This is a genomic window from Acidovorax sp. GW823-FHT05D11, from assembly GCF_058795695.1.
The window spans coordinates 4,632,963-4,651,592 of the sequence record NZ_CM179502.1; the positions used below are offsets into that span (position 1 = coordinate 4,632,963).

At 68.0% G+C, this 18,630-nt stretch carries 20 protein-coding genes; 13 read left to right on the top strand and 7 right to left on the bottom strand.

Features of this window, described 5'->3' with window-relative positions; all coding sequences use genetic code 11:
- The first annotated feature begins 49 nt into the window (after window positions 1–49).
- The 4 genes from AC3RCE_RS21305 (at window position 50) to AC3RCE_RS21320 (ending at window position 2,734) form a co-directional block, all read left to right on the top strand.
- Window positions 50–550, top strand: a complete 501-nt coding sequence (locus AC3RCE_RS21305) for a flavodoxin family protein (protein WP_492253885.1) — start codon at window positions 50–52, stop codon at window positions 548–550.
- Between the two features lie 65 nt (window positions 551–615).
- On the top strand, window positions 616–1,044 hold the full coding sequence (locus tag AC3RCE_RS21310) for a surface-adhesin E family protein (RefSeq protein ID WP_218296150.1): 429 nt from the start codon (window positions 616–618) through the stop codon (window positions 1,042–1,044).
- Window positions 1,045–1,474: 430 nt separating this feature from the next.
- Window positions 1,475–2,056, top strand: coding sequence for a cysteine hydrolase family protein (locus AC3RCE_RS21315; RefSeq protein WP_492253886.1), 582 nt, complete (start codon window positions 1,475–1,477; stop codon window positions 2,054–2,056).
- Window positions 2,057–2,254: 198 nt separating this feature from the next.
- On the top strand, window positions 2,255–2,734 hold the full coding sequence (locus AC3RCE_RS21320; protein ID WP_218339758.1) for a DUF421 domain-containing protein: 480 nt from the start codon (window positions 2,255–2,257) through the stop codon (window positions 2,732–2,734).
- 20 nt (window positions 2,735–2,754) lie between these two features.
- Here AC3RCE_RS21320 and AC3RCE_RS21325 read toward each other — a convergent pair whose 3' ends face one another.
- The 3 genes from AC3RCE_RS21325 to AC3RCE_RS21335 form a co-directional block, all read right to left on the bottom strand.
- Window positions 2,755–3,138, bottom strand: a complete 384-nt coding sequence (locus AC3RCE_RS21325; RefSeq protein ID WP_255591045.1) for a surface-adhesin E family protein — start codon at window positions 3,136–3,138, stop codon at window positions 2,755–2,757.
- Window positions 3,139–3,423: 285 nt separating this feature from the next.
- Window positions 3,424–3,717 carry a DUF4148 domain-containing protein gene (locus AC3RCE_RS21330; RefSeq protein ID WP_218296153.1) on the bottom strand — a complete coding sequence of 98 codons (294 nt, stop codon included), beginning with the start codon at window positions 3,715–3,717 and terminating at the stop codon, window positions 3,424–3,426.
- Between the two features lie 297 nt (window positions 3,718–4,014).
- The gene (locus AC3RCE_RS21335) at window positions 4,015–4,611 is read right to left on the bottom strand and encodes an ATP-dependent Clp protease proteolytic subunit (RefSeq protein ID WP_218339759.1); all 597 of its coding nucleotides are present in this window, start codon (window positions 4,609–4,611) and stop codon (window positions 4,015–4,017) included.
- 95 nt (window positions 4,612–4,706) lie between these two features.
- Between AC3RCE_RS21335 and AC3RCE_RS21340 the strand changes: the two genes are divergently transcribed.
- From AC3RCE_RS21340 to AC3RCE_RS21355, 4 genes are all read left to right on the top strand, one after another.
- Window positions 4,707–5,501: a sigma-70 family RNA polymerase sigma factor gene (locus AC3RCE_RS21340; protein ID WP_492253887.1), complete on the top strand. Its 795-nt coding sequence runs from the start codon at window positions 4,707–4,709 to the stop codon at window positions 5,499–5,501.
- A gap of 364 nt (window positions 5,502–5,865) precedes the next feature.
- On the top strand, window positions 5,866–6,099 hold the full coding sequence (locus AC3RCE_RS21345; protein ID WP_369643385.1) for a hypothetical protein: 234 nt from the start codon (window positions 5,866–5,868) through the stop codon (window positions 6,097–6,099).
- Between the two features lie 133 nt (window positions 6,100–6,232).
- Window positions 6,233–7,189 (top strand): universal stress protein, encoded by a 957-nt coding sequence (locus tag AC3RCE_RS21350; RefSeq protein WP_492253888.1) that lies wholly within the window; start codon window positions 6,233–6,235, stop codon window positions 7,187–7,189.
- A gap of 206 nt (window positions 7,190–7,395) precedes the next feature.
- Complete coding sequence (locus AC3RCE_RS21355; RefSeq protein WP_492253889.1) at window positions 7,396–8,658, top strand: MFS transporter; 1,263 nt, start codon at window positions 7,396–7,398, stop codon at window positions 8,656–8,658.
- Between the two features lie 63 nt (window positions 8,659–8,721).
- Here AC3RCE_RS21355 and AC3RCE_RS21360 read toward each other — a convergent pair whose 3' ends face one another.
- On the bottom strand, window positions 8,722–10,839 hold the full coding sequence (locus AC3RCE_RS21360; RefSeq protein WP_492253890.1) for a putative bifunctional diguanylate cyclase/phosphodiesterase: 2,118 nt from the start codon (window positions 10,837–10,839) through the stop codon (window positions 8,722–8,724).
- A gap of 276 nt (window positions 10,840–11,115) precedes the next feature.
- Window positions 11,116–11,928 carry an alpha/beta hydrolase gene (locus AC3RCE_RS21365; RefSeq protein WP_218339765.1) on the bottom strand — a complete coding sequence of 271 codons (813 nt, stop codon included), beginning with the start codon at window positions 11,926–11,928 and terminating at the stop codon, window positions 11,116–11,118.
- 253 nt (window positions 11,929–12,181) lie between these two features.
- Here AC3RCE_RS21365 and AC3RCE_RS21370 point away from each other — a divergent pair, with 253 nt between their 5' ends.
- From AC3RCE_RS21370 to AC3RCE_RS21385, 4 genes are all read left to right on the top strand, one after another.
- Complete coding sequence (locus tag AC3RCE_RS21370; RefSeq protein ID WP_369641186.1) at window positions 12,182–12,475, top strand: DUF4148 domain-containing protein; 294 nt, start codon at window positions 12,182–12,184, stop codon at window positions 12,473–12,475.
- A gap of 311 nt (window positions 12,476–12,786) precedes the next feature.
- Window positions 12,787–13,758, top strand: coding sequence for an AraC family transcriptional regulator (locus AC3RCE_RS21375; RefSeq protein ID WP_492244617.1), 972 nt, complete (start codon window positions 12,787–12,789; stop codon window positions 13,756–13,758).
- Between the two features lie 97 nt (window positions 13,759–13,855).
- Window positions 13,856–14,779, top strand: a complete 924-nt coding sequence (locus AC3RCE_RS21380; RefSeq protein WP_492244618.1) for a leucine-rich repeat domain-containing protein — start codon at window positions 13,856–13,858, stop codon at window positions 14,777–14,779.
- A 115-nt stretch (window positions 14,780–14,894) separates the two neighbouring features.
- Window positions 14,895–15,572 carry a hypothetical protein gene (locus AC3RCE_RS21385; protein WP_218296164.1) on the top strand — a complete coding sequence of 226 codons (678 nt, stop codon included), beginning with the start codon at window positions 14,895–14,897 and terminating at the stop codon, window positions 15,570–15,572.
- A gap of 78 nt (window positions 15,573–15,650) precedes the next feature.
- Here the strand turns inward: AC3RCE_RS21385 and AC3RCE_RS21390 are convergent, their stop codons facing one another.
- Window positions 15,651–16,022 (bottom strand): YciI family protein, encoded by a 372-nt coding sequence (locus AC3RCE_RS21390; protein ID WP_218296165.1) that lies wholly within the window; start codon window positions 16,020–16,022, stop codon window positions 15,651–15,653.
- 125 nt (window positions 16,023–16,147) lie between these two features.
- Between AC3RCE_RS21390 and AC3RCE_RS21395 the strand changes: the two genes are divergently transcribed.
- Window positions 16,148–17,221, top strand: a complete 1,074-nt coding sequence (locus AC3RCE_RS21395; RefSeq protein ID WP_218339769.1) for a hypothetical protein — start codon at window positions 16,148–16,150, stop codon at window positions 17,219–17,221.
- A 40-nt stretch (window positions 17,222–17,261) separates the two neighbouring features.
- On the opposite strand, the gene AC3RCE_RS21400 is transcribed toward AC3RCE_RS21395, so the two are convergent.
- Window positions 17,262–18,494: a helix-turn-helix transcriptional regulator gene (locus AC3RCE_RS21400; protein WP_492253891.1), complete on the bottom strand. Its 1,233-nt coding sequence runs from the start codon at window positions 18,492–18,494 to the stop codon at window positions 17,262–17,264.
- Between the last annotated feature and the right edge of the window lie 136 nt (window positions 18,495–18,630).

The following is an 18,630-nucleotide window of genomic DNA, read 5'->3' on the forward strand; positions in this document are numbered from 1 at the left end:
CCGCGGGCGCCAGCGACGGACCGGGCGGTTGTCGGGCTATGCTGGAGACATGGACAAGCGCAAGACCTTGGTGATCGTCTATCACTCCATGACGGATGGCACGCGCCAGATGGCCGAGGCGGCGCGCGAGGGCGCAGCCTCCGATGCGGCGGTCGCGGTGCGGCTGCTGCACGCCGCGCAGGCGGGGCCCGCGGACGTGCTGGCCGCGGACGGGCTGATTTTCGCCACGCCCGAGAACCTGGCAGCCATCAGCGGTCAGCTCAAGGATTTCTTCGACCGCAGCTATTACGCCGTGCTCGACCACGTCAACGGCCGGCCCTATGCCAGCCTGGTCTGCGCGGGCAGCGACGGACACAGCGCGGCAAGGCAAATAGAGCGCATCGCCACCGGCTGGCGCCTGCGGTCCATCGGGGATCCCCTCATCGTTTGCACCCATGCCCAGACCCCCGAGGCCATCCTCGCCGTCAAGCACATCGGAGATGAAGATCTGCTGCGCTGCCGCACCCTGGGCGAAGCGATGGCTGCGGGGCTGGCGCTGGGTGTGTTCTAGAAGAACGAACGGAGCCCACCTTCCCGGAACAATCGGGTTTAATGACGCTTTGCACGAGACCGCAAATGACCCCCCTCCTGATCGTGGCTGTGTTGGCATCCTCGGCGGCCGCGGCCGAGGCGCCCTCATGGCTCACCGTGGTGGGAGACCCCGCCAATGCCTTCGTGGACACGCTGGAGGTGGATGCCACCAGCGCCATCGCATTTGAATCCATGCGCCTCGTCAAGCTCCGGGTGAACCGCGCCAGGCCACGCACGGGCTTTGATGACCAGCCCTACCACTCCTACTACTCCACGGCCGTGGTGGACTGTACCGGGCTGAAGGCGTGGCACCGCTCCATCGCCCTGTTCAGCAAGCCGCTGTGGCACGGAAAGATGCGCCTGGTGGAGTATGCCGAGAGCGACGGCCGCAACCTGGCCTTCGCGGAGATGGAGCCCAACCCCAGGGACCGACTGATCAAGGCCGCCTGCGCCATCGCGCTGCAGAGCCCCTGAAACCCTGGAGTTTTCTGCCGCGCCACTCTCCGCCCGGCCGTGCCAATTTGCTCGCCTCCCCATTGGCTGGCGGCTGGCAGCCCCGCCGAATTCTGCCGGCGTGGCCCGGGCGCATCAGCGCCGCATGCACAAGGCCGTCTGGCCCGGCATGCCGAAATCCGCCGGGCGCTTTCCGGTCTCTGACCCGGTCCTTTGGCGGGCTCCTACACCGGCCGCTGCCGCAGGATTCGATGATGGGGGTGTTTTCACTCCGGCGGCGGCAGGAACACTCTTCAGCTCCTCCCGCTTGCGCAACCAGGATGCGTGCACAGTGCGTGACCCCATTGCTACCACCACGGCCCCGATCGCCGCAATGCCGCCGACCGGCATCAAAGGCACTTCCCACCGGGTTGGCCCCCCTGGGAAACCCGCCGGTTGTAGGCGGACCGTGATGGCGGCCACCCCTGCACTCGGCAAGGCCGAAATCCAGGCGGCCGCGTTGAAGCCGAGCGCCACCGCGCTGGTGCTTGTCGATTTCATCAATCCGATGCGGTTTCCCGGCGCGAACGCCTTGCTGCGCGGCGCCCTGGAGGCGGCGCATGCCACGGCGCGGCTCAAGCGCCGGCTCTCGGCCCAGGGGGCGGTGGCCATCTATGCCAACGACAACTATGGGATCTGGAGGTCTGACTTCAAGGATCTGGTGAAGGCATGCCAGGCCTTGCCTGGTGCGCGGGGCGAGATCGCCACCCTTCTGGCGCCGGGCAATGGCGACCTGACGGTCCTGAAACCCCTGCATTCCGCTTTTCACTCGACGCCGCTGGACCATCTGCTCAGGCAGATGCAAACGCAGCAATTGATCGTTGTCGGCCTGGCGGCGGACATGTGCGTGCACCTGACGGCGATGGATGCCTACATGCGGGGGTTCAAGGTATGGGTGCCCGCCAATTGCACGGCGGCCGAGCACGAACCGCACAAGCAGGCCGCGCTGCACCAGATGTCGCGGGTTCTCAAATGCTCCATCCGCAAGGCATGACGTTCTTCGCGGCCGTGCTCGCCCTGATCGGCCACGAGGGCCACCAGAACACCACCTGTAGGACGCGCCCAGCCGGCAAGCCGGCATTCCTCTGACGCCCGCTTCGCGGGCCGCTCGGATAGTCTAGCGATCAACCGCGCACCGGAAGGATGTCGATGCCGGTCGGTTTCACGGGTGCAGATCGAGACGGGTAAGCCTATGGACGTTTTTCAGCTGGGCGGTGCGTGGTGGGAGATGCCATTGCGGGCCGCCATCATCTATGCTGTGCTTCTCCTGCTGGTACGGATTTCAGGCAAGCGGACGGTGGGCCAGTTCACCCCCTTCGATCTTCTGGTGGTGATGCTGCTAAGCGAGTCGGTGTCCGCAGGTCTGAACGGTGACGAGAAGTCCGTCACGGCAGGACTGCTTTCCGCAACGACGCTGATTGCGCTGAATGTCGCCGTCGCGGTCATCACCTCCCGCAGCGAACGGGTTCAGCAGTGGGTGGAAGGCCGTCCGGTCCTGATCGGCAGCAACGGGGAAATCTTCACGGATGTGCTGCGCAAGCACCATGTACCGCTGTGCGACGCGCAGCGTGCGCTGCGTGAAGCGGACTGCGACCCGAAAGACATGCAATTTGCGTTTCTTGAAGCAGACGGGCACATCAGCATCCTGCAGAAATCCGGGAAGAATGCGTGAGGCAACCGCACCGGCGGGAGCTACCCACGCACCTTGCATGCCGCAGAGATCATTCCCTTGTAAGGCTCTCCCGGCACATCCTTGAACAGCACGGGGGCCTTGCCTTCGGCGTACTCCTCGCGGCCCACGGCGTCGCCCTTCCAGGCCGGCAGCCCATAGTAGGTGAGCCACACATACCACGCCGTTCGGGAAGGGCAATGGACCACCACCCTGGCATAGTACGAGCGGTACTTCTGCCCCTTGAAGGAAGTCCGGGTCCTGTCTCTTGAAACGCGCAGATCGAGTACCACGCGGTGGTCCAGGCCCACGGGCTCGGGGCGCACCTCGATCAGGTTCTTTTCACCCTCCTGGCGATCGCCATGCAACGTGAACCAGACGTCCTCGGCCTGCGCCGGAGACGACATGGCGGCTATGCACAGGAAAGTGGCGCAGATCATTGGGAGAACCCCGCTCTGGGACAAGGCCGTGTGGGAGGGTGGCAGGCAAGAGGCCCCCGCGCGCCCTCAATGGCGCCAATGCGGCCTCGGCAGCAGTTTATCGGTGCTTGCCGCCACGTGGAGACCACCCACAAAAAAAGGCCCCGATGGGGCCCGTTGTACTGCCTTGCGCTGCGGTGAAAACACTTCCCATGGTGGCGGCACCCGCGAAGTGCCGCCACCATGGAAAGGCCCGCAACTGCGTCAATTCAATTACATGGCGCTGAATTCGCCGTGAGGGATCTGGCCGGTGCGCACGGCTTCGGCTGCCTGGGCGCGCACGGCGCTGCGGTCGGCCGTGGATTGGTAGGTCACCACGCGGGAGCCTGCTGGCTCCATGTTGTGGGTGCGAGCTTCGACAACGGCTTCCGCCTTCACTTCGGCACGGGTGCGGTTCGTATCGAACTGCAGGGCGAACTGCGAGGAGTCGGCTTCGTCGGCGTGGGCGCCAAAAGAGGCGAAAGCGGCAACAGCGGCGATGGAGAGGAAACGGGCGGTGGTGTTCATGATAGAAATCCTTAAAGAAAAGCGTCTCAAAAAAAGCCGGAACAAAGCGCGAAGAGCCATGCTCACGACTGCTTCAAACCGGGTTCGGTGAGTCGCCTTGCGGGTTCGGCTCATCGATGGGTTGAACTGTACGCCGGTGGCGTGCACAGAAAAACCATCTGGTCGCGAACTAACCATTCCAGTATCGGAAACAATCTCCGGGAACCAAATCCAAGGCCGGGTTTCCGGCCGCACCGGTGAAGGCTACCCAGCCTCGGCGTCCTTCGACGGCCCTCCTTCGCCGCGTGCGCCACCAGGTCAAGCGGCCCGCAGCTCGCTCTTGCGCTCGATGATCCGCGACACCAGTCCGTACTCGACCGCTTCCTCGGCCGACAGCCACCGGTCCCGCTCGATGTCCGCCAGCACCACGTCCAGCGGCTTGCCGGTTTCCCGCGCGATCGTGCGCGCGATGCGCTCCCGGGCCTTGACGATCTCGCGGGCCTGGATGGCGATGTCGCTGGCCGGCCCGCCGGAGCCGCCGCTGGGCTGGTGGATCAGAAAGCGTGTGTTGGGCAGGCAGTAGCGCCGCTCGCGTGGGGCCGCCAGGTACAGATGGGTGGCCGCGCTGCCGACCCAGCCAGTGCCGATCATGTTCACCGGTGCTGCGATGAAGCGCACCATGTCGTGGATGGCGTCGCCCGATTCCAGGTGTCCGCCGGGCGAGCTCACCAGCACGTCGATGGGTTCGGCGCTGTCGGCGTCCAATGCGATAAGCCGGCGCGCCACGTCGGCGGCCACCAGGTCGGTGACGGTGCCGAAGATCAGCAGGGTGCGCGACTTGAACGCCTTTTCCTCCAGATAGGAAGTGCGCGGCTCGGTGGCGCTGGGCGTCGTGGCGGTGTCTGGGGTGTTCATGGGCGGGATTCCTCGGGGTGGTGGAACTGCCTTGACGAACGAAGCGCGGATTTCGTGACACGCGGGCCCCGGCACGGCTGTGGCAAGATTTGCAGATGCATGACGAACGCCAGCCGGCCCTGATCGACGCTGACCGCCGCCGCCTGGTGCGCGCGGCCTCCCGCCTGCTGGGCCCCTCGGATGCCGAGGACGCCGTGCAGGACGCCTATGTCCGCGCGCTGGAGGCCGAGGCGCTGGAACTCAACGCGGCCCAGGCCTGGCTGCTCACCGTGGTGCGCAATCTGGCCGTCGACCGCCTGCGCCGGCGCCACTGGATGCAGCAATGGCTGGCGCAAGCTGTCGCCAGCCACCCCGTGCATGCGTCGCCTTCGGCCGAGATGGATGCGGCGCTGGCGGAGGATGCCGCCCGCGCGCTGCGCCTGCTCGCCGCCCACCTGGCGCCAGCGGACGGGGCCGTGGTGCTGCTGCACGAAGTGTTCGAGCTCGGCCATGCCGAGATCGCCCAGGCCAGTGGCCGGTCCGAAACCGCCAGCCGGCAACAGCTGCGGCGGGCACTGTTGCGGCTGCGGCGCGCGGGCAGCGGGTTGGAGCTTCGGCCATCGCCCGAACGCGAATCGAGCGAAGAGGTGGTTTTCCGCATGTTCCTGCAATCGCTCCGGCTGCGTGATCCGCAAATACTGTGGGCGATGCTCGGCCAGCCGCCAGTCAGTGCGTCTGCGCGGGCATGCGTGGCCGCCGCCGAAGCCGTCTCCGCGCCGGCCGCGACCTCCTGCGGCGTGGTGCAGATGGGCGGGCAGCTTGGCCTGGTGCTCACGCTGGACGGCGTCAGGCTGTGTGTGCTGCCGCTGGGCGTGCGGACTGAGCACGAGCCGGAAACCGTGGCGCTCTAGCGGCCGCCGCCAGGCCCGCGCGCACGATGGCCAGGTTCAGGGCCACAGGCGGCACCTGGCCCGGGTAGCCCGGGACATCCGCGCTATCTGGCAAGAAGCATGGGGCCTTTGGCCGCCAAAGGGGTGCACCTTGCGTACACTGGGCCCATGCCCGCCACCTTCCCTCGAACCGCCGCCGCCCTGACCGCACCGCTTCGCGCGGCGGCAAGGAAGGCGCACCGTCAGCCAGCGCCAGCACATTCCTGAGCCCGGCGGCACTTTTTCCCCCTTTCAGCGCAGACATCCACCGCCGGGCACCCGCCTTGCGCGGTAGCGGCCGCCTTTTGCCCACAGGGCAACGGCCGGACTCGATGGAGTGCTTTTCATGCATACAGCGGATCACGGCGGGCGCACGCTCACCGAACCTGACTTCCCTCGCCGGTCGCGGCTGAGAGTCCCGCAGCTTCCCGCATTCCTTGCGGACCTGCCCCACACCGCAGAGATCGTCCGCTCCCGCGCCCTGCATGCCGAGGTGGCCGCCACACATGGCGAAACGCGCGCAGCCACGGCCGCGAGCGTCCGCCACCCGCCCGAGGCCTGGGGCGACTACGCCAGGTAGCCCCGCGGCAAGCAGCCACCGCGGCCCGCGGTGCGCCAGATGCACGTCCCTCGCCGATCTCCATGCCCGCCCCGGTCTCGCCGCGCATTGGCGCCGCCAGCCGGCGCCGCTCTTTCAGAAAGCAGTTTTCCCCATGAACCCTCGCTCCATCCTTGCCGTCACCGATTTCTCCCAGCAGGGAGGCCACGCACTGGCCCGGGCTGCGCTGTGCTGCGCCGAGCACGGTGCGACGCTGAAAATCTCCTACCTTGCCGACCCCGGCGAGGAGCCGCCTTCGGACACGGACGTGCGGCTGGCACATCACGCCGTGCAGTTGGGGCAGCGCCACGACATCGCGGTGCAGGCGGCAACACAGGCCGCAGGCGATGCCGAACAGGTCGCACGCTGGGCGGCTGGCGCCGATCTGGTCGTGTGGGGCACGGCACCCGTGCGAGGCCTGCGCGCCTGGTTCACCACCCATCCGGCCCTCAGGATGCTGCGCGCTTGCCCACGCCCCGTCATCGTCGTGCGCAATCCGGCCCACCAGCCGTACCAGGGTCTGATGGTGGCCGTGGACTTCTCGCGGATGTCTCACGGCCTGGTCGACCTGGGCCTTGCGCTCCATCCCTCGGCACGGGTCGAGCTCTTTCACGCCATCAGCACCGCCGACGAAGGAAAGCTGCGGTATGCCGAAGTGTCGGAGCGCGCCATCCAACTCTACCGCGAACAGTGCCGGCGCTCCGCGCAGGACAGGATGGTCACATTGACGGATTCGCATGATGCACGGCGCAATCGGCTGTCGTCCTCCATCGGGCGGGGAGACCCCGTTCGCCAGATTCTGGTGCAGCAGCAACACAGCGCGGCGGACCTTGTCGTCGTCGGCAAACACCCGGCGTCGATGGTGTCCGACCTCCTGTTCGAGAGCGTTGCACAACGCCTGCTCCGGGAGGCCCGCGTGGACGTGCTGGTGGTGCCACACGGCTTTCGACCCGCGTCCCGCACCTCTGCCGTGGAGCGGCTCGCGCCCGACCTTCCCGTGCGCCGCGTCAGGGCGGGCGCCCCACTGCGGCCGCACGCACCCGGCGCGTCGCCTCGACGCCAGAGCCCCTGACACGCCCGCCCAGAGGCGGGTCTCCACCAGGCAAGAATGCTGTGGCCGGTCACCAGAGACGGCGGGAACGCAAGGGGCGCGCCCCGCCCCCGACGATGCACGGTGGATGAACACCCACAGTTCGCTCCAGAGCGAACCGTGCTCTCGCGCCAGCGGGCAGCATCGGTGGTCCTGCGGTCTTCACCGCGCCCGCCACTCTTGTCCGCATGTCTTCCACCCGCCGCCCGGTCTTCTATGGCGACACCGTAGTCCGCGCAGCCTTCGTCATTGCACTGCTGGGATGGGGCGCGGGCTTCTACGGCCCGCCAGTCTTCCTGCACGCGGTCATGGCGCGCACCGGCTGGTCCCTGTCCCTGGTGTCTGCTGCGGTCACCTTTCACTTCCTGGTGGGTGCAGGAGTCGTGATCTGCCTGCCAGGATGGCATCGCCGTTTCGGCATTCCCGCGGCGACACAGGGGGGCGCCGTCGTGCTCGCGCTCGGAGTCGCTGGATGGGCCGCCGCGGCACAGCCCTGGCAGCTTTTTGTCGCGGCGGCATTGACCGGCGGTGGCTGGGTTCCCCTGGGGGCAGCAGGCATCAACGCGATCATCTCGCCCTGGTTCGTGGCGCGGCGGCCTCTCGCGCTGGGCAAGGCATACAACGGCGCGAGCGTGGGGGGCATGGTGTTCTCCCCCCTGTGGGCGGCCATGATCGAACGCTACGGATTCCCCGTGGCAGCGCTTTGCGTGGGCACCGTGCTGGTGGGGATGGTCGCACTCATCGCGCACACGGTGCTGCCGAAGTCACCCTCCACACAATCGCCGTTGGCGGATGGAGCCGACGGCAGCGATACGGAAGCAGGCGCGCGCCCTCCAGCACGGGACAGCACTCTTCGATGGTCGGACCGGGGCTTCCTGACCCTGGCGGCGGCCATGTCGCTGGGATTGTTTGCCCAGATCGGACTGATTGCCCAGCTCTTCTCGCTCATGGTGCCGGGGTTGGGAAGGCAGCAGGCCGGCGCCATCATGGCGTTGGCCACAGGGTGCGGAATGGGCGGGCGCCTGGTGATGGCCCGCGTGGTGGGGACACGGGCCAACCGCAGGCTTGCCGCGGCATGCAGCTACGGCGTGCAGGCCGTGGGGACTGCGCTGATGCTGCTTGCGGGCGCGCACCATGCAGGCATCCTGGTTCTGGGCATCATTCTGTTCGGCCTGGGCATCGGGAATGCGACCTCAATGCCACCGCTCATCGCGCAATCAGAATTCGCCCCCCCGGAGGTACCACGGGTCGTTGCGCGCTGCGTGGCGGTGGCCCAGGCCCTCTACGCGTTCGCCCCCATGGTTTTTGCGGCGGTGCTCAGCCAAGGGGCAGCAGGTGCCCCGCTGCTGGGGGCCAACACCGGGCCTTTTTTTGCCATGGTGCTCTTGCTCCAGGTTCTTGCCGCCGCCTGTGTCCTGGCGGGTGGGACGGCCGCGGCGCGCCGCAGGTGAAAGCGTAGCGTCGGACTCCGGTTCATTGCGGCTTGCGGCATACCGGCCCTGGCGCGGCGGCCATCATGCAAGCTTGCCCATCCGGTTTTCCGTGCGCAGGCGGAAGGACTCGGAAAACTCGTAGGAGGACACAGGGCGGCTGAACAGGTAGCCCTGCCCTTCCTGGCAGCCGCAATCCTTCAGGTAGTCGCGCTGCATTTCGGTCTCCACGCCTTCCGCCACGGTTTCAAGATCGAAGCTCCGGGCCATGTCCAGAATGGCGCGGACCACCGCGGTATCCCGCTCTGACTCGGGCGTGCTCTGGACGAAGGAACGGTCGATTTTCAAACGCGTCACCGGGTACTTCTTGAGGAGGCTGAGCGACGCATAACCGGTGCCAAAGTCGTCAAAGGCGATACCGACGCCCATGCCCTTGATTTTCTCCAGCACGCCCAGCACCAGATCGTCGTCATCGAGAACGATGTTCTCGGTCACTTCCAGCTCCAGGGCATGCGGGGGCAAGCCATGCCTCTGCAAGGTGGCGGCCACCTCCGCCGCCATGTCGTTCACCCGGAACTGGGCGCCAAACAGGTTCACGCCGATGCGGAAATCGGTGGCGCCGCAGCGGCGCCAATGCGCTGCCTGCGCACAGGCTTCGTCGAGCACCCAGAAGCCCACCACCGATGCCAGGGGCCCGTTTTCCAGCGCGGGCAGGAATGCAGCGGGCGAGAGCAACCCGCGTTGTGGGTGCTGCCAGCGAATCAGGGCCTCCGCACCGCGCAGGGAGCCATCGCTGAGCCTGATCTGGGGCTGATAGAACAGCACGAACTCGCCCTCGCTGACGGCGCGGTGCAGCTCGATGCTGTACAGCCTCCGGGCCGTCGCCTCCATGCGCAGAGTCGCGGCATACGCGAAGACCTGCCCTCGCCCATAGCTCTTGGCCTTGAACAGGGCGAGGTCCGCGTTGCTGAAAAGCTCCAGTGCTTCCTGCGCATCGCCCGGCGCCGCGGCCAGTCCGCAGCTCGCGGTGATGCGGATTTCGTGCACGTTCACGCTGATGGGCTCGGCAAGGCTGTCGACGATGCTCCGGGCCGCCGCCATCGATTCCCGATGGCTGGTGCAGCCGGGGATGAGAACCGCGAATTCATCGCCGCCGGTGCGCGCCACGGTGGCCAGCGAAGGCACGCACTCGACCAGGCGCTGGGCCGCTTCGCGCAAGACACCGTCGCCCACGCCATGTCCCAGGGTGTCGTTCACGTCCTTGAAGCCGTCGATGTCGACAAGCAGCAGGCATGCCCCGGCGGATCCCGCCAGTGCTTCTTCCATGCGCCGGTACAAGCTCGCGCGATTGGCCAATCCCGTGAGGAGGTCGGTCGTGGACAGCCGCCGGAGCTCCGCGGACTGCCCTGGGTGGCTCGACAGGTCCTGCAGATGGGCGTGGAAGGTCAGCTTGCCTTTGTCGCGCCAGCAAAAAAGCGCCACGCCCAGCGGGAATTCCGAGCCGTCCTTGCGCACCCCGGCCAGGCCGTCGGGAACCACCAGCCCGTCCGCCGTGCCGGCGGCGGCGGCCTGCGCAATGAGGCCTCTCACCGCGGCGCGGTGGCGCTCCGCCAGGAAATCCACGACCAGGCGGCCCGGACCGTCCGCCGGAACATGGCCGAAGATGGACGCGGCGGCCTTGTTCCATGCCATGACACGCAAGCTCTCATCGAACCAGACCACCGCCGTGGGCGAGGTTCGCGCATCGTCCTCGAAGGGCCGCCGGGCGCGTTCGGTGGAGTGTTCCAGCCTGCGCAATTCCAGACGGTCGCAGGCCATCTGCGCGAGATCCGCGAGCCGCGCACGGTCGTCGTCCGAGAAGTCGAAATGGGGAACACTGTCGATCACGCACAGCGCGCCCAGCGCCAGCCCGCCAGGGGAGTACAGCGGCACTCCCGCATAGAACCGCACGCCGGCGAATCCGGTGACCAGCGGGTTGTCATAGAAACGCGCATCCCGGCTCGCGTCCGGCACCACCATGACCTCATTCCTGGCGATGGCGTGCGCACAGAACGATACGTCCCGCCGCATGTCCACGCGCTGGCCTTCGAACCCTGTGCTGGCCGCGAAGAACACATGGTCGTCGCCAATGAGGTTCACGGCCGCAACGGGCATGCCGAAGATCCTGGCCGCGATCTGGACGACCGAGTCAAGGCTTGGCAAAGGGCGATCACCATCAAGTCCGTAGTCGGAAAGCGCCTGAAGGCGGGCTGCTTCCGACTCGAGAATGGGGGGACACTTCAATGCAACATCCTCCAAAAAGACGCCGCCCGCCGCTACGCGCAACGGTGCTTGCCAGTGGCTTGCCGGCGGGAACGGCACCTCAATATCGTCAAATCTCCACCTGGCCGCAAGTTTTTTTGGCACCCCGGGTCCTGCGGGCCAAGGGTTGCGAGCACCGCGCAGGGATGGGGCTTTCGCCGCGGCCTGCGGGCGGGCCTAGGACACGAACCGCTTGAGCGCCTCTTCAAACGCGGGCACGTCCGCCCCCACATGCGTGGTGTTGTACTCGGCCTTGTGCATCACCAGGCCCGGCAGGCTCTGCGAGGCCATCTGATTGAAGAGGGGGATGCTGACCAGCGGGTGATTGCCGCCGCTCGCACCCGCCAGGAACAGCGTTGTGGGCAGGGGCTTGCCGTCGATCTGCTTTTCAAACGCCAGCACGCCGGCGGGGCTGGTGTGCTCGCCCACGCTGCATTCGGTCGAAAGGTAGTGTGAAAAGCTGGGCGCCACGCCTGCGCGGGCCTCCAGTATGAGTGCCGCCACCACAAAGTAGCCCCCATGGGACAAGCCTGAGAGGGCCCTGCGCCTGGGGTCGGCGCGGTACTGGCGCTCCACGGCGGGCACCAGTTCCTTCACGATGAAGTCGAGGTACCTGGCCGCACCGGGCATGAGGAAGTCGATGCCCCGCCATGCAGTGCCCCCAATGCCCACCAGGATGGCCTGCGTACCCAGCCGCTGCATCACCGCCTTGAACGTGTCAAAGCGCGAGATATTGGGCCCTCCGTACTGCGCATCGCCCTCGGTCGCATAGATGACGGGCAGCGTGGTTGTGCCCGTGGCATAGGCCTGCGGCAAAAAGACCTGGATGGGGTACGTGCTGCCATTGAAGGCCGACTTCATGGTCGAGTTGATCACCTGCCCCACCTCTGGCGGCGCCTCGCCGTCGCCCGAGCCTCCACCGCATGCCGCCAACGTGGCCGCGACCGCAATGAGCGCCGCGCGGCGCGTCTGCTGGAATTCTGTATGCACGTTCTGTCTCCTCCTGTCGGGGCATTGTGACATCCGGGTTCGCGGCGCGCAGGGGCTCTACCGGAGGCGGAATGATTGTTCTCAATACTGGAACAGTTAGTTCGCGACCAGGTGGTTTTTCTTTGGATACCCCAGGCGTACAGTTCAACCCATCGATGAGCCGAACCCGCAAGGCGACTCACCGAACCCGGTTCAGAAATGGTTTTTGTCCCGGCTTTTTTGAGACGCTTTTTTAACTTCAAGGATTTTCATCATGAACACGACCGCACGTTTCCTCTCCATCGCCGCTGTGGCTGCTTTCGCTTCTTTCGGTGCCCAGGCCGATGAAGCCGATGCTTCGCAGTTCGCCACCAAGTTCGAGACGAACCGCACGCGCGCCGAAGTGCAAGCCGAAGCCGCCACCGTGGCACAGACCCGCTCCATCGAACCCGCTGGTTCGCGTGTGGTGACCTACAAGTCCACCGCCGACCGCGCCGCCGTGCGTGCCCAGGCCGCTGAAGCCGTGCGCACCGGCCAGATCCCTTCGGGCGAATTCAGCGCCATGTAATGGGCAGACCAACTGCTTGAGTTGGATTGAAGCAGTTGCGGGACTTCCCATGGTGGTGGCACTTTGCATTTGCGGGTGCTGCTGCCATGGGGAGTGTTAACTGAACCGCAGGGGCGGGCAGGCAGATCGGGCTCCCTTTGGGAGCCCTTTTTGTTGGCACCAGGAGAAAGCGCGAGATGACGAAGGCCACGCGTTTTTCCCGGCATGGGGGAGACCCTGGAGATCCAGCGCTGGGGCGGCGGCCTTGCAAGCCACCACCGCCGGCTTAAACTGCCTGCCTCGCACAGCCGCCATCCGTTGCCGTCAATCCCATGCAGCAAACGCCCGACCTTCCCCAGCGCCTGCGAATTTCCTCTCGCGACTACACGGGGCGCGACAAGGCCGAGGCGCTGCGCGAGCTGTTTGGCCGCGCGCTGATGCGCGTGGACCTGTGGCCCTGCGAAGGTGCCGCCCCGCTGGACTTCACCGTCACCCTGATGCCCCTCGGGGCAGGGGCCGCCTATGCGCACAGCGCGCACACGCCTGCGCACTTCGAACACAAGCCCGCGCACCTGGGGGCCGGGGCGGACGACCTCTTGCTCACCACCACCCAGGACGGCTGCGCCATCCGCACCACAGGCGGCGACCTGGAGATACCGGCGGGTGGCTTCGTCCTGCACTCGAAGGCCCGCGCGCACGAGTTCATCCATCTCTGGGGCGGGCAGACCGCCAGCCTCCAGCTGCCCCGGGCCGCCCTGGCGCAGCAGGTGGCGCGGCTCGAAGAAGCACCGCTGCGGCTGCTGCGTTCCGACATGCCCGAGCCAGCCCTGGTCATGGGCTATGCGCAACTGCTGGCCGGCAGCCCCGCGCTCTCCGAACCGCTGCTGCAATCGGCCCGCTCGCACTTGCAGGAGCTGATGGCCAGCATGCTCACGCCTGCAGGGCAAGGCACGCAGCCTCCCGGGAGCGACGCGGTGGACGTGCCGCGCCTGGCGCTCATCCAGCGCGACATCCTGGCGCGCATCGCCCAGCCCGAACTGAGCCTGGCGCAGATCGCCCGCCTGCACCACCTCACGCCACGCCAGGTGCAGCGCCTGTTCGCGCGCGAGGGCACCTGCTTTTCGGACTTCGTGCGCGGCGCCCGGCTGGAGCGCGTGCGCGCCGCGCTGGCCGACCCCGGCCAGCGCCACCGCCGCGTGCTGCAGATCGTGCTGGACAACGGCTTCGACGACTTCTCCGCCTTCAGCCGGGCCTTCCGGCGGCGCTTCGGCATGACGCCCACCGACGTGCGCGCAACGGCCTGACACGGCGTGCGCCACGGGCGCGCACATGTCGTTTTGAACAAGGCGATTGTCGTTGCCGGCAACGACGCGGCGCGGCGCATTCCCAAGAATCGCCGGCATGACCGCTTTCATACCTGCCCGGCTCCTCGCCACCCTCGCCCTGCTCGCCGCCACCAGCGCGCAGGCCGCCATTCCTCCATCGCAGCGCCAGTACCTGATGGACTTCTACTTCGCCACCAATGGCCCCAATTGGCTCAACAACAGTGGCTGGGGCGGTGTGCCGGGCACCGAGTGCAACTGGGCGGGCATCGCCTGCGACGCGGGCGAGACCACGGTCACCGGCATGACATTCGTCTCCAACGCCATGTCCAGCACCCCACCCGGCACGCCGCTGCCTGACTGGGCGGCGCTGCCGGACCTCACGTCCATCAGCCTCACCGGCGGCGGCCTGACCGGCCCCGTGCCGCCCATCGCGGGGCTGACCCAGCTGGCGTTCTTCAACGTGGGAAACAACCAGTTCACGGGCCCGCTGCCCGACCCCTCGGGCCTGCAGCACCTCACGCGCTACATCACCGTGATGAATGCCTTCACCGGCCCGCTGCCACCGCTCACCGGCCTGCCCGCCCTGGAATGGTTCCTCGTGCGCGACAACCAGCTCACCGGCGCCATCCCGCCGCTCGCCGGCATGCCTGCGCTGCAAATCCTGTCCGTGCAGAAGAACCAGCTCACCGGGCCCATCCCCGCACTGCCTCCCGGCCTGCAGGTCCTGGTGGTGGACCAGAACCAGCTCACCGGCCCCCTGCCCACGGCGCCCAACTCGCTGCTCACGGGCCAGTCCATCCTGTGCCCCAATCCACTCCCCCCGTCGGCCAGCACCGACTGGGACGCCGCCACCGGAGAGACACCCTGGCACGCGCAGTGCAACGGCGCGCCCCCGGGGCCGGCCACCCCCGTGCCCACGCTGGGCCAATGGGCGCTGGCGCTGCTGTCGCTGGCCGCCGCCACGCTGGGCCTGCGGGCATTGCGGCGCAGGCAGGTTTGAGGCTTTTTGGCCTCCAGCGCTTTCCACACAAGCGCAAGCAGCTATAAAAATTGAAGCATCACCGCTGGCGCCGCGGGCCATCACACCCGCCCGCCATCCAGCCCGAGGAACCTCCATGCGCCATCTCCGCAACCACCGCAGCAGGCTCGCCACCGCCTTCCTGGCCTGCGCCATCGGCCTCCCGGGCGCCGCCCAGGCCGCGCCCTTCGCCACGACCTACACCGGGACCATCTCGACCACCGACTTCCCCGAGATCATCAGCGGCCAGAGCTACAGCGTCACCTTCGTGTTCGACAACGGGGGCAACTCCGCCTCCAACCAGGCATGGACCGGGGCGCACCTGAGGTGCACCTTCTGGCGCATGAACGACGCGCGCAACGTGGGCTTCGTGCAGGACCTTGCCATCTCCGCGCCCACGCTGGCCTTGGGCAGCGCCACCACCGATGGCGCCGGCGTGCTGACCGGCATGTTCACCGAGATCAATGGCGACCCGGCGGGCGCATCGTTCAGCAGCACGGGCATCACGCACACCGTGCCGGCGCACTGGTTCGCCAACGGCATCAACAACGTGTTCTCCGATGCCGCCCAGAACCGCAGCGTGCACGACGCTTCGGGGGGCGTGCAGACGCAGCAGCTTTCACGCTGGAGCCCGCCACAGCCCTTCAACAGCCCCTGTACGCCGGCCCTTCTGGCGCCCAGCGCCACGCCGGTGCCCGCGCTGGGCAGCACGGGGTGGGTGCTGCTGTCCGCGTTGCTGGCGGGCCTGGGAGTGCTGCGCCGCCGCAGGGCATGAGGCGCGGCAGAAGGCACCGCATGCCGGGTCTTAGTGGGGAGAGCCCCCGAAGCACCCTGGCGACAGGCGCCCGGGCCCTCACCGGGCCAGGTAGAAATCCATGGGGATGAGCTCGATGGCCCATCCGCCCTCTTCGCCCAGCGTGGCCGCCGGGTGCATGGAGGCGATGCGCAGCGCCTCCTCACGGCTGTCCGCCTCGATGATGAAGAGGCCGCCGACCACTTCCTTCGACTCCGTGTACGGCCCGTCACTGACGTGCGTCTTGCCGCCGAGCGGGCGAAGCGTTGCCCAGTTGTCCAGGTCGCCAAGCGACGCGGACACCAGGACCTTGCCGGTAGCGCGCATCTTCTCGTCCAGCGGGGGGCACTGGCGCACCAGCGCCTGGACGTCGTCCGGCGCCATCGCGGCGAATTTTTCGGGGGTGAAGTAGGCGAGGCCGAGGTATTTCATACGGAGGTGCTTTGAGGGTGGTGATGCACTGACGACGAAGCTGACGGTCGCAAATCGACCATGTGCAGAAAAAAAGTGCGGGATCCCATAATGCCCCCTTCCCGACTTGCATTCCCCCTCACCCCATGAATTCGCGGCCATCCTCCCCAGCCCTCACGGCCGCATCCCGGCAGCGGTTGTGGCAGGAGCTGGACATGCTCTGCGGCCTGGGCCTCGGCCTCGCGCCCGTGGCCCCCGAGGTGTGCGCCGTGCTGCGCATGCTGGTGGGTGCCGATGCGGCGGCCCTGTTCTGGATGGACGGGCAGGGCCTGCCGGAAGGCTTCCACCACGAGGATTCCCCTGCATCGGCGCAAGACCTGTTCCTCAACGAGTTCCAGCAACTGTTCGTGGGCCCCCACGAAACCAATGTGCTCGCCCTCGCCCGGCCCGATGGTCCGCGCGTCGGCAGGCTGATGGCGCCGGATGCCCGCTATTTCCGCTCCAACTCCTACAACCTCCTCGTGCGCGCCAGCGGCCACCACCACACGCTGGACCTGCGGGTGGAAGCGCAAGGCCGCACCCGTGCCATTGCCGCGCTGTTCCGCGCCCCAGGCAAGGGCTTCGGCGACGCAGAGGCCGCGCTGCTGGAGCGCGCATCGGCCAGCCTCGCGCGGGCCTTCCCGCACACGCCCCCTGCCCGCCCCTGGGACACCGGCCTGAACAGCCCGGTGGGCCATGTGCTGTTCGACGCGGCCAACCAGCAGCCGCAGCTCGCCGACACCACCGCCATCCAGTTGCTGCGGCAAGCCAATCTTCTCGGGCTGGGCGTGCACGGCACGGCGGCAACGGCGGTACTGCACGATCTCCCCCGGCGCCTGGGCAAGCCCCCGCAGGGCGCCGAGCGCATTCCCATGCCGGGTGGCTGGCTGGCGGCCGACGCCCATACCCTGCACCCCGTGGCGGGCGGGGCACAACAACTCTTGGTCACCCTGCAGCTGCTGCGCCCGCGCGGCATCGGCGTGGTGCGCCGCGTGTTCGAACTGCCGCTGAGCCCGCTGCAGCGGGAAATTGCCCTGCTGGCCGGCCTGGGCCATGCACGCACGGACTGCACCGAGCGCACGGGCGTGGGCAGCGCCGCGCTGAAGAAGCACTTGCGCACCATTTTTGCAGCCACCGGCACCAGCGGCTGGGACGACCTGGGCCACACCCTGCGCACCTGACTCCACGCCCCCCGGGGCGGCACATGTCCCGCTTCGCCATTCAGGGCGCTGTGGTCCGCGCCCCCGCTGCCACCGCCCCATCGGCGGCCTGCCCCGGCGCCAGCAGCATGAGCCGCGCCCCCAGCGCCACCAGGTCCTGCTGGCGCTGGGTGCGGGTCTTGAGCAGAAGGGTGCTCATCTGCGTGCGCACGGTGCGGATGCGCACGCCGCGCGCGTCGGCAAAGTCTTGCGGGGTCTGGCCGCGCATCAGCGCCAGCAGCAGGGCGCCCTCGGCCGGGCTCAGCCGGTAGGCCTGGCACACCAGGGCAGCGGCGGCCGCCGCGTCCAGCGTGCGCTCCATCAGCACCCAGGCCACGCCGGGGGCCGCGTGGTTCAGGCCCAGCGCCGCCAGATCGCCCACGGCCAGCGAGACCAGCAGCAGCCCGCCCGGCAACTCGGCGCAGCCGCTTTCACCATGCAGTGACTGCGTGAACAGCGCGCCCAGCGCAGCGTCCGCCTGCCGCACATTGGCAATGCCCGTGAGCAGCTTGCGCAGGCTGCCGTGCCCGGGGCTCGCGGCAAGGTGCCGCGCGCGGGCGTTGGCGTGCAGCAGGCGCCCGCCCGTGCCGAAGAACAGCATGCCCATGGGCAGGCGCTCCATCAGTGCCTCCAGCCCCTGCGTGCGCGTGCGCAGGGACAACATCTCGCGGTGCAGGAAGGCGGCGTGTTGCAAGGCGCCGAACTCCGCATGGAAGCGCCGTGCCTGCTCGGCCGTGAAGCCCTCGTCGTCGCGCAGGCGATAGACCGACGCGAACAGGTGGCCCCCCGGGTGCCGCGCATTCCACCCGCCGCCGAACATGCGCGTGCCGATGTCGTGCGGGCGCAGGAAGTCGTTGTAGAACGCCGTCTGCCGAAAGCGCCGTGCCGCAGGGGCGGGCGCATCCGTCACCACCGAGATGCCGCCCGGACCGGCCTGGGCGTAGCCCGCCATGGCGGCATCCCACAGCGGGTCCTGCTCGCGGTACAGCGCGGCGTAGCGCAGCGTGGCCTCGGCCGTCACGCCCCGGCCCACCAGCGCGGGCGCGCCCTCGGCCGAGGGGGTGTGCAGCCAGTAGCCCGGGTCCGGGTGTTCAGCAAAGCGCGGACCCCATTGCGCCAGTTGCTCCGGCCCGCCGGCCAGCACGAACCAGCCTATCTGGTCCGCGCCCAGGCTGGTGGCATAGCCGTGCAGCGCCTCGCCCCAGCGCGCCTCGTCGGCCACGGTGCCCAGCAGTTCGGTCAATGCGTGATGCAAGCGTGTTTCCTTTTTTCTCATCGCCGGGCCGCCCCAGGCTCAAAAGCCGCTCACTGGGGGCTGCGCCCCACGCGCGGCGGGAAAGCGTGGGGCCACGCCTATCCCGGCGGCGCCGATTGTGCGGGGCCGCCGCGGC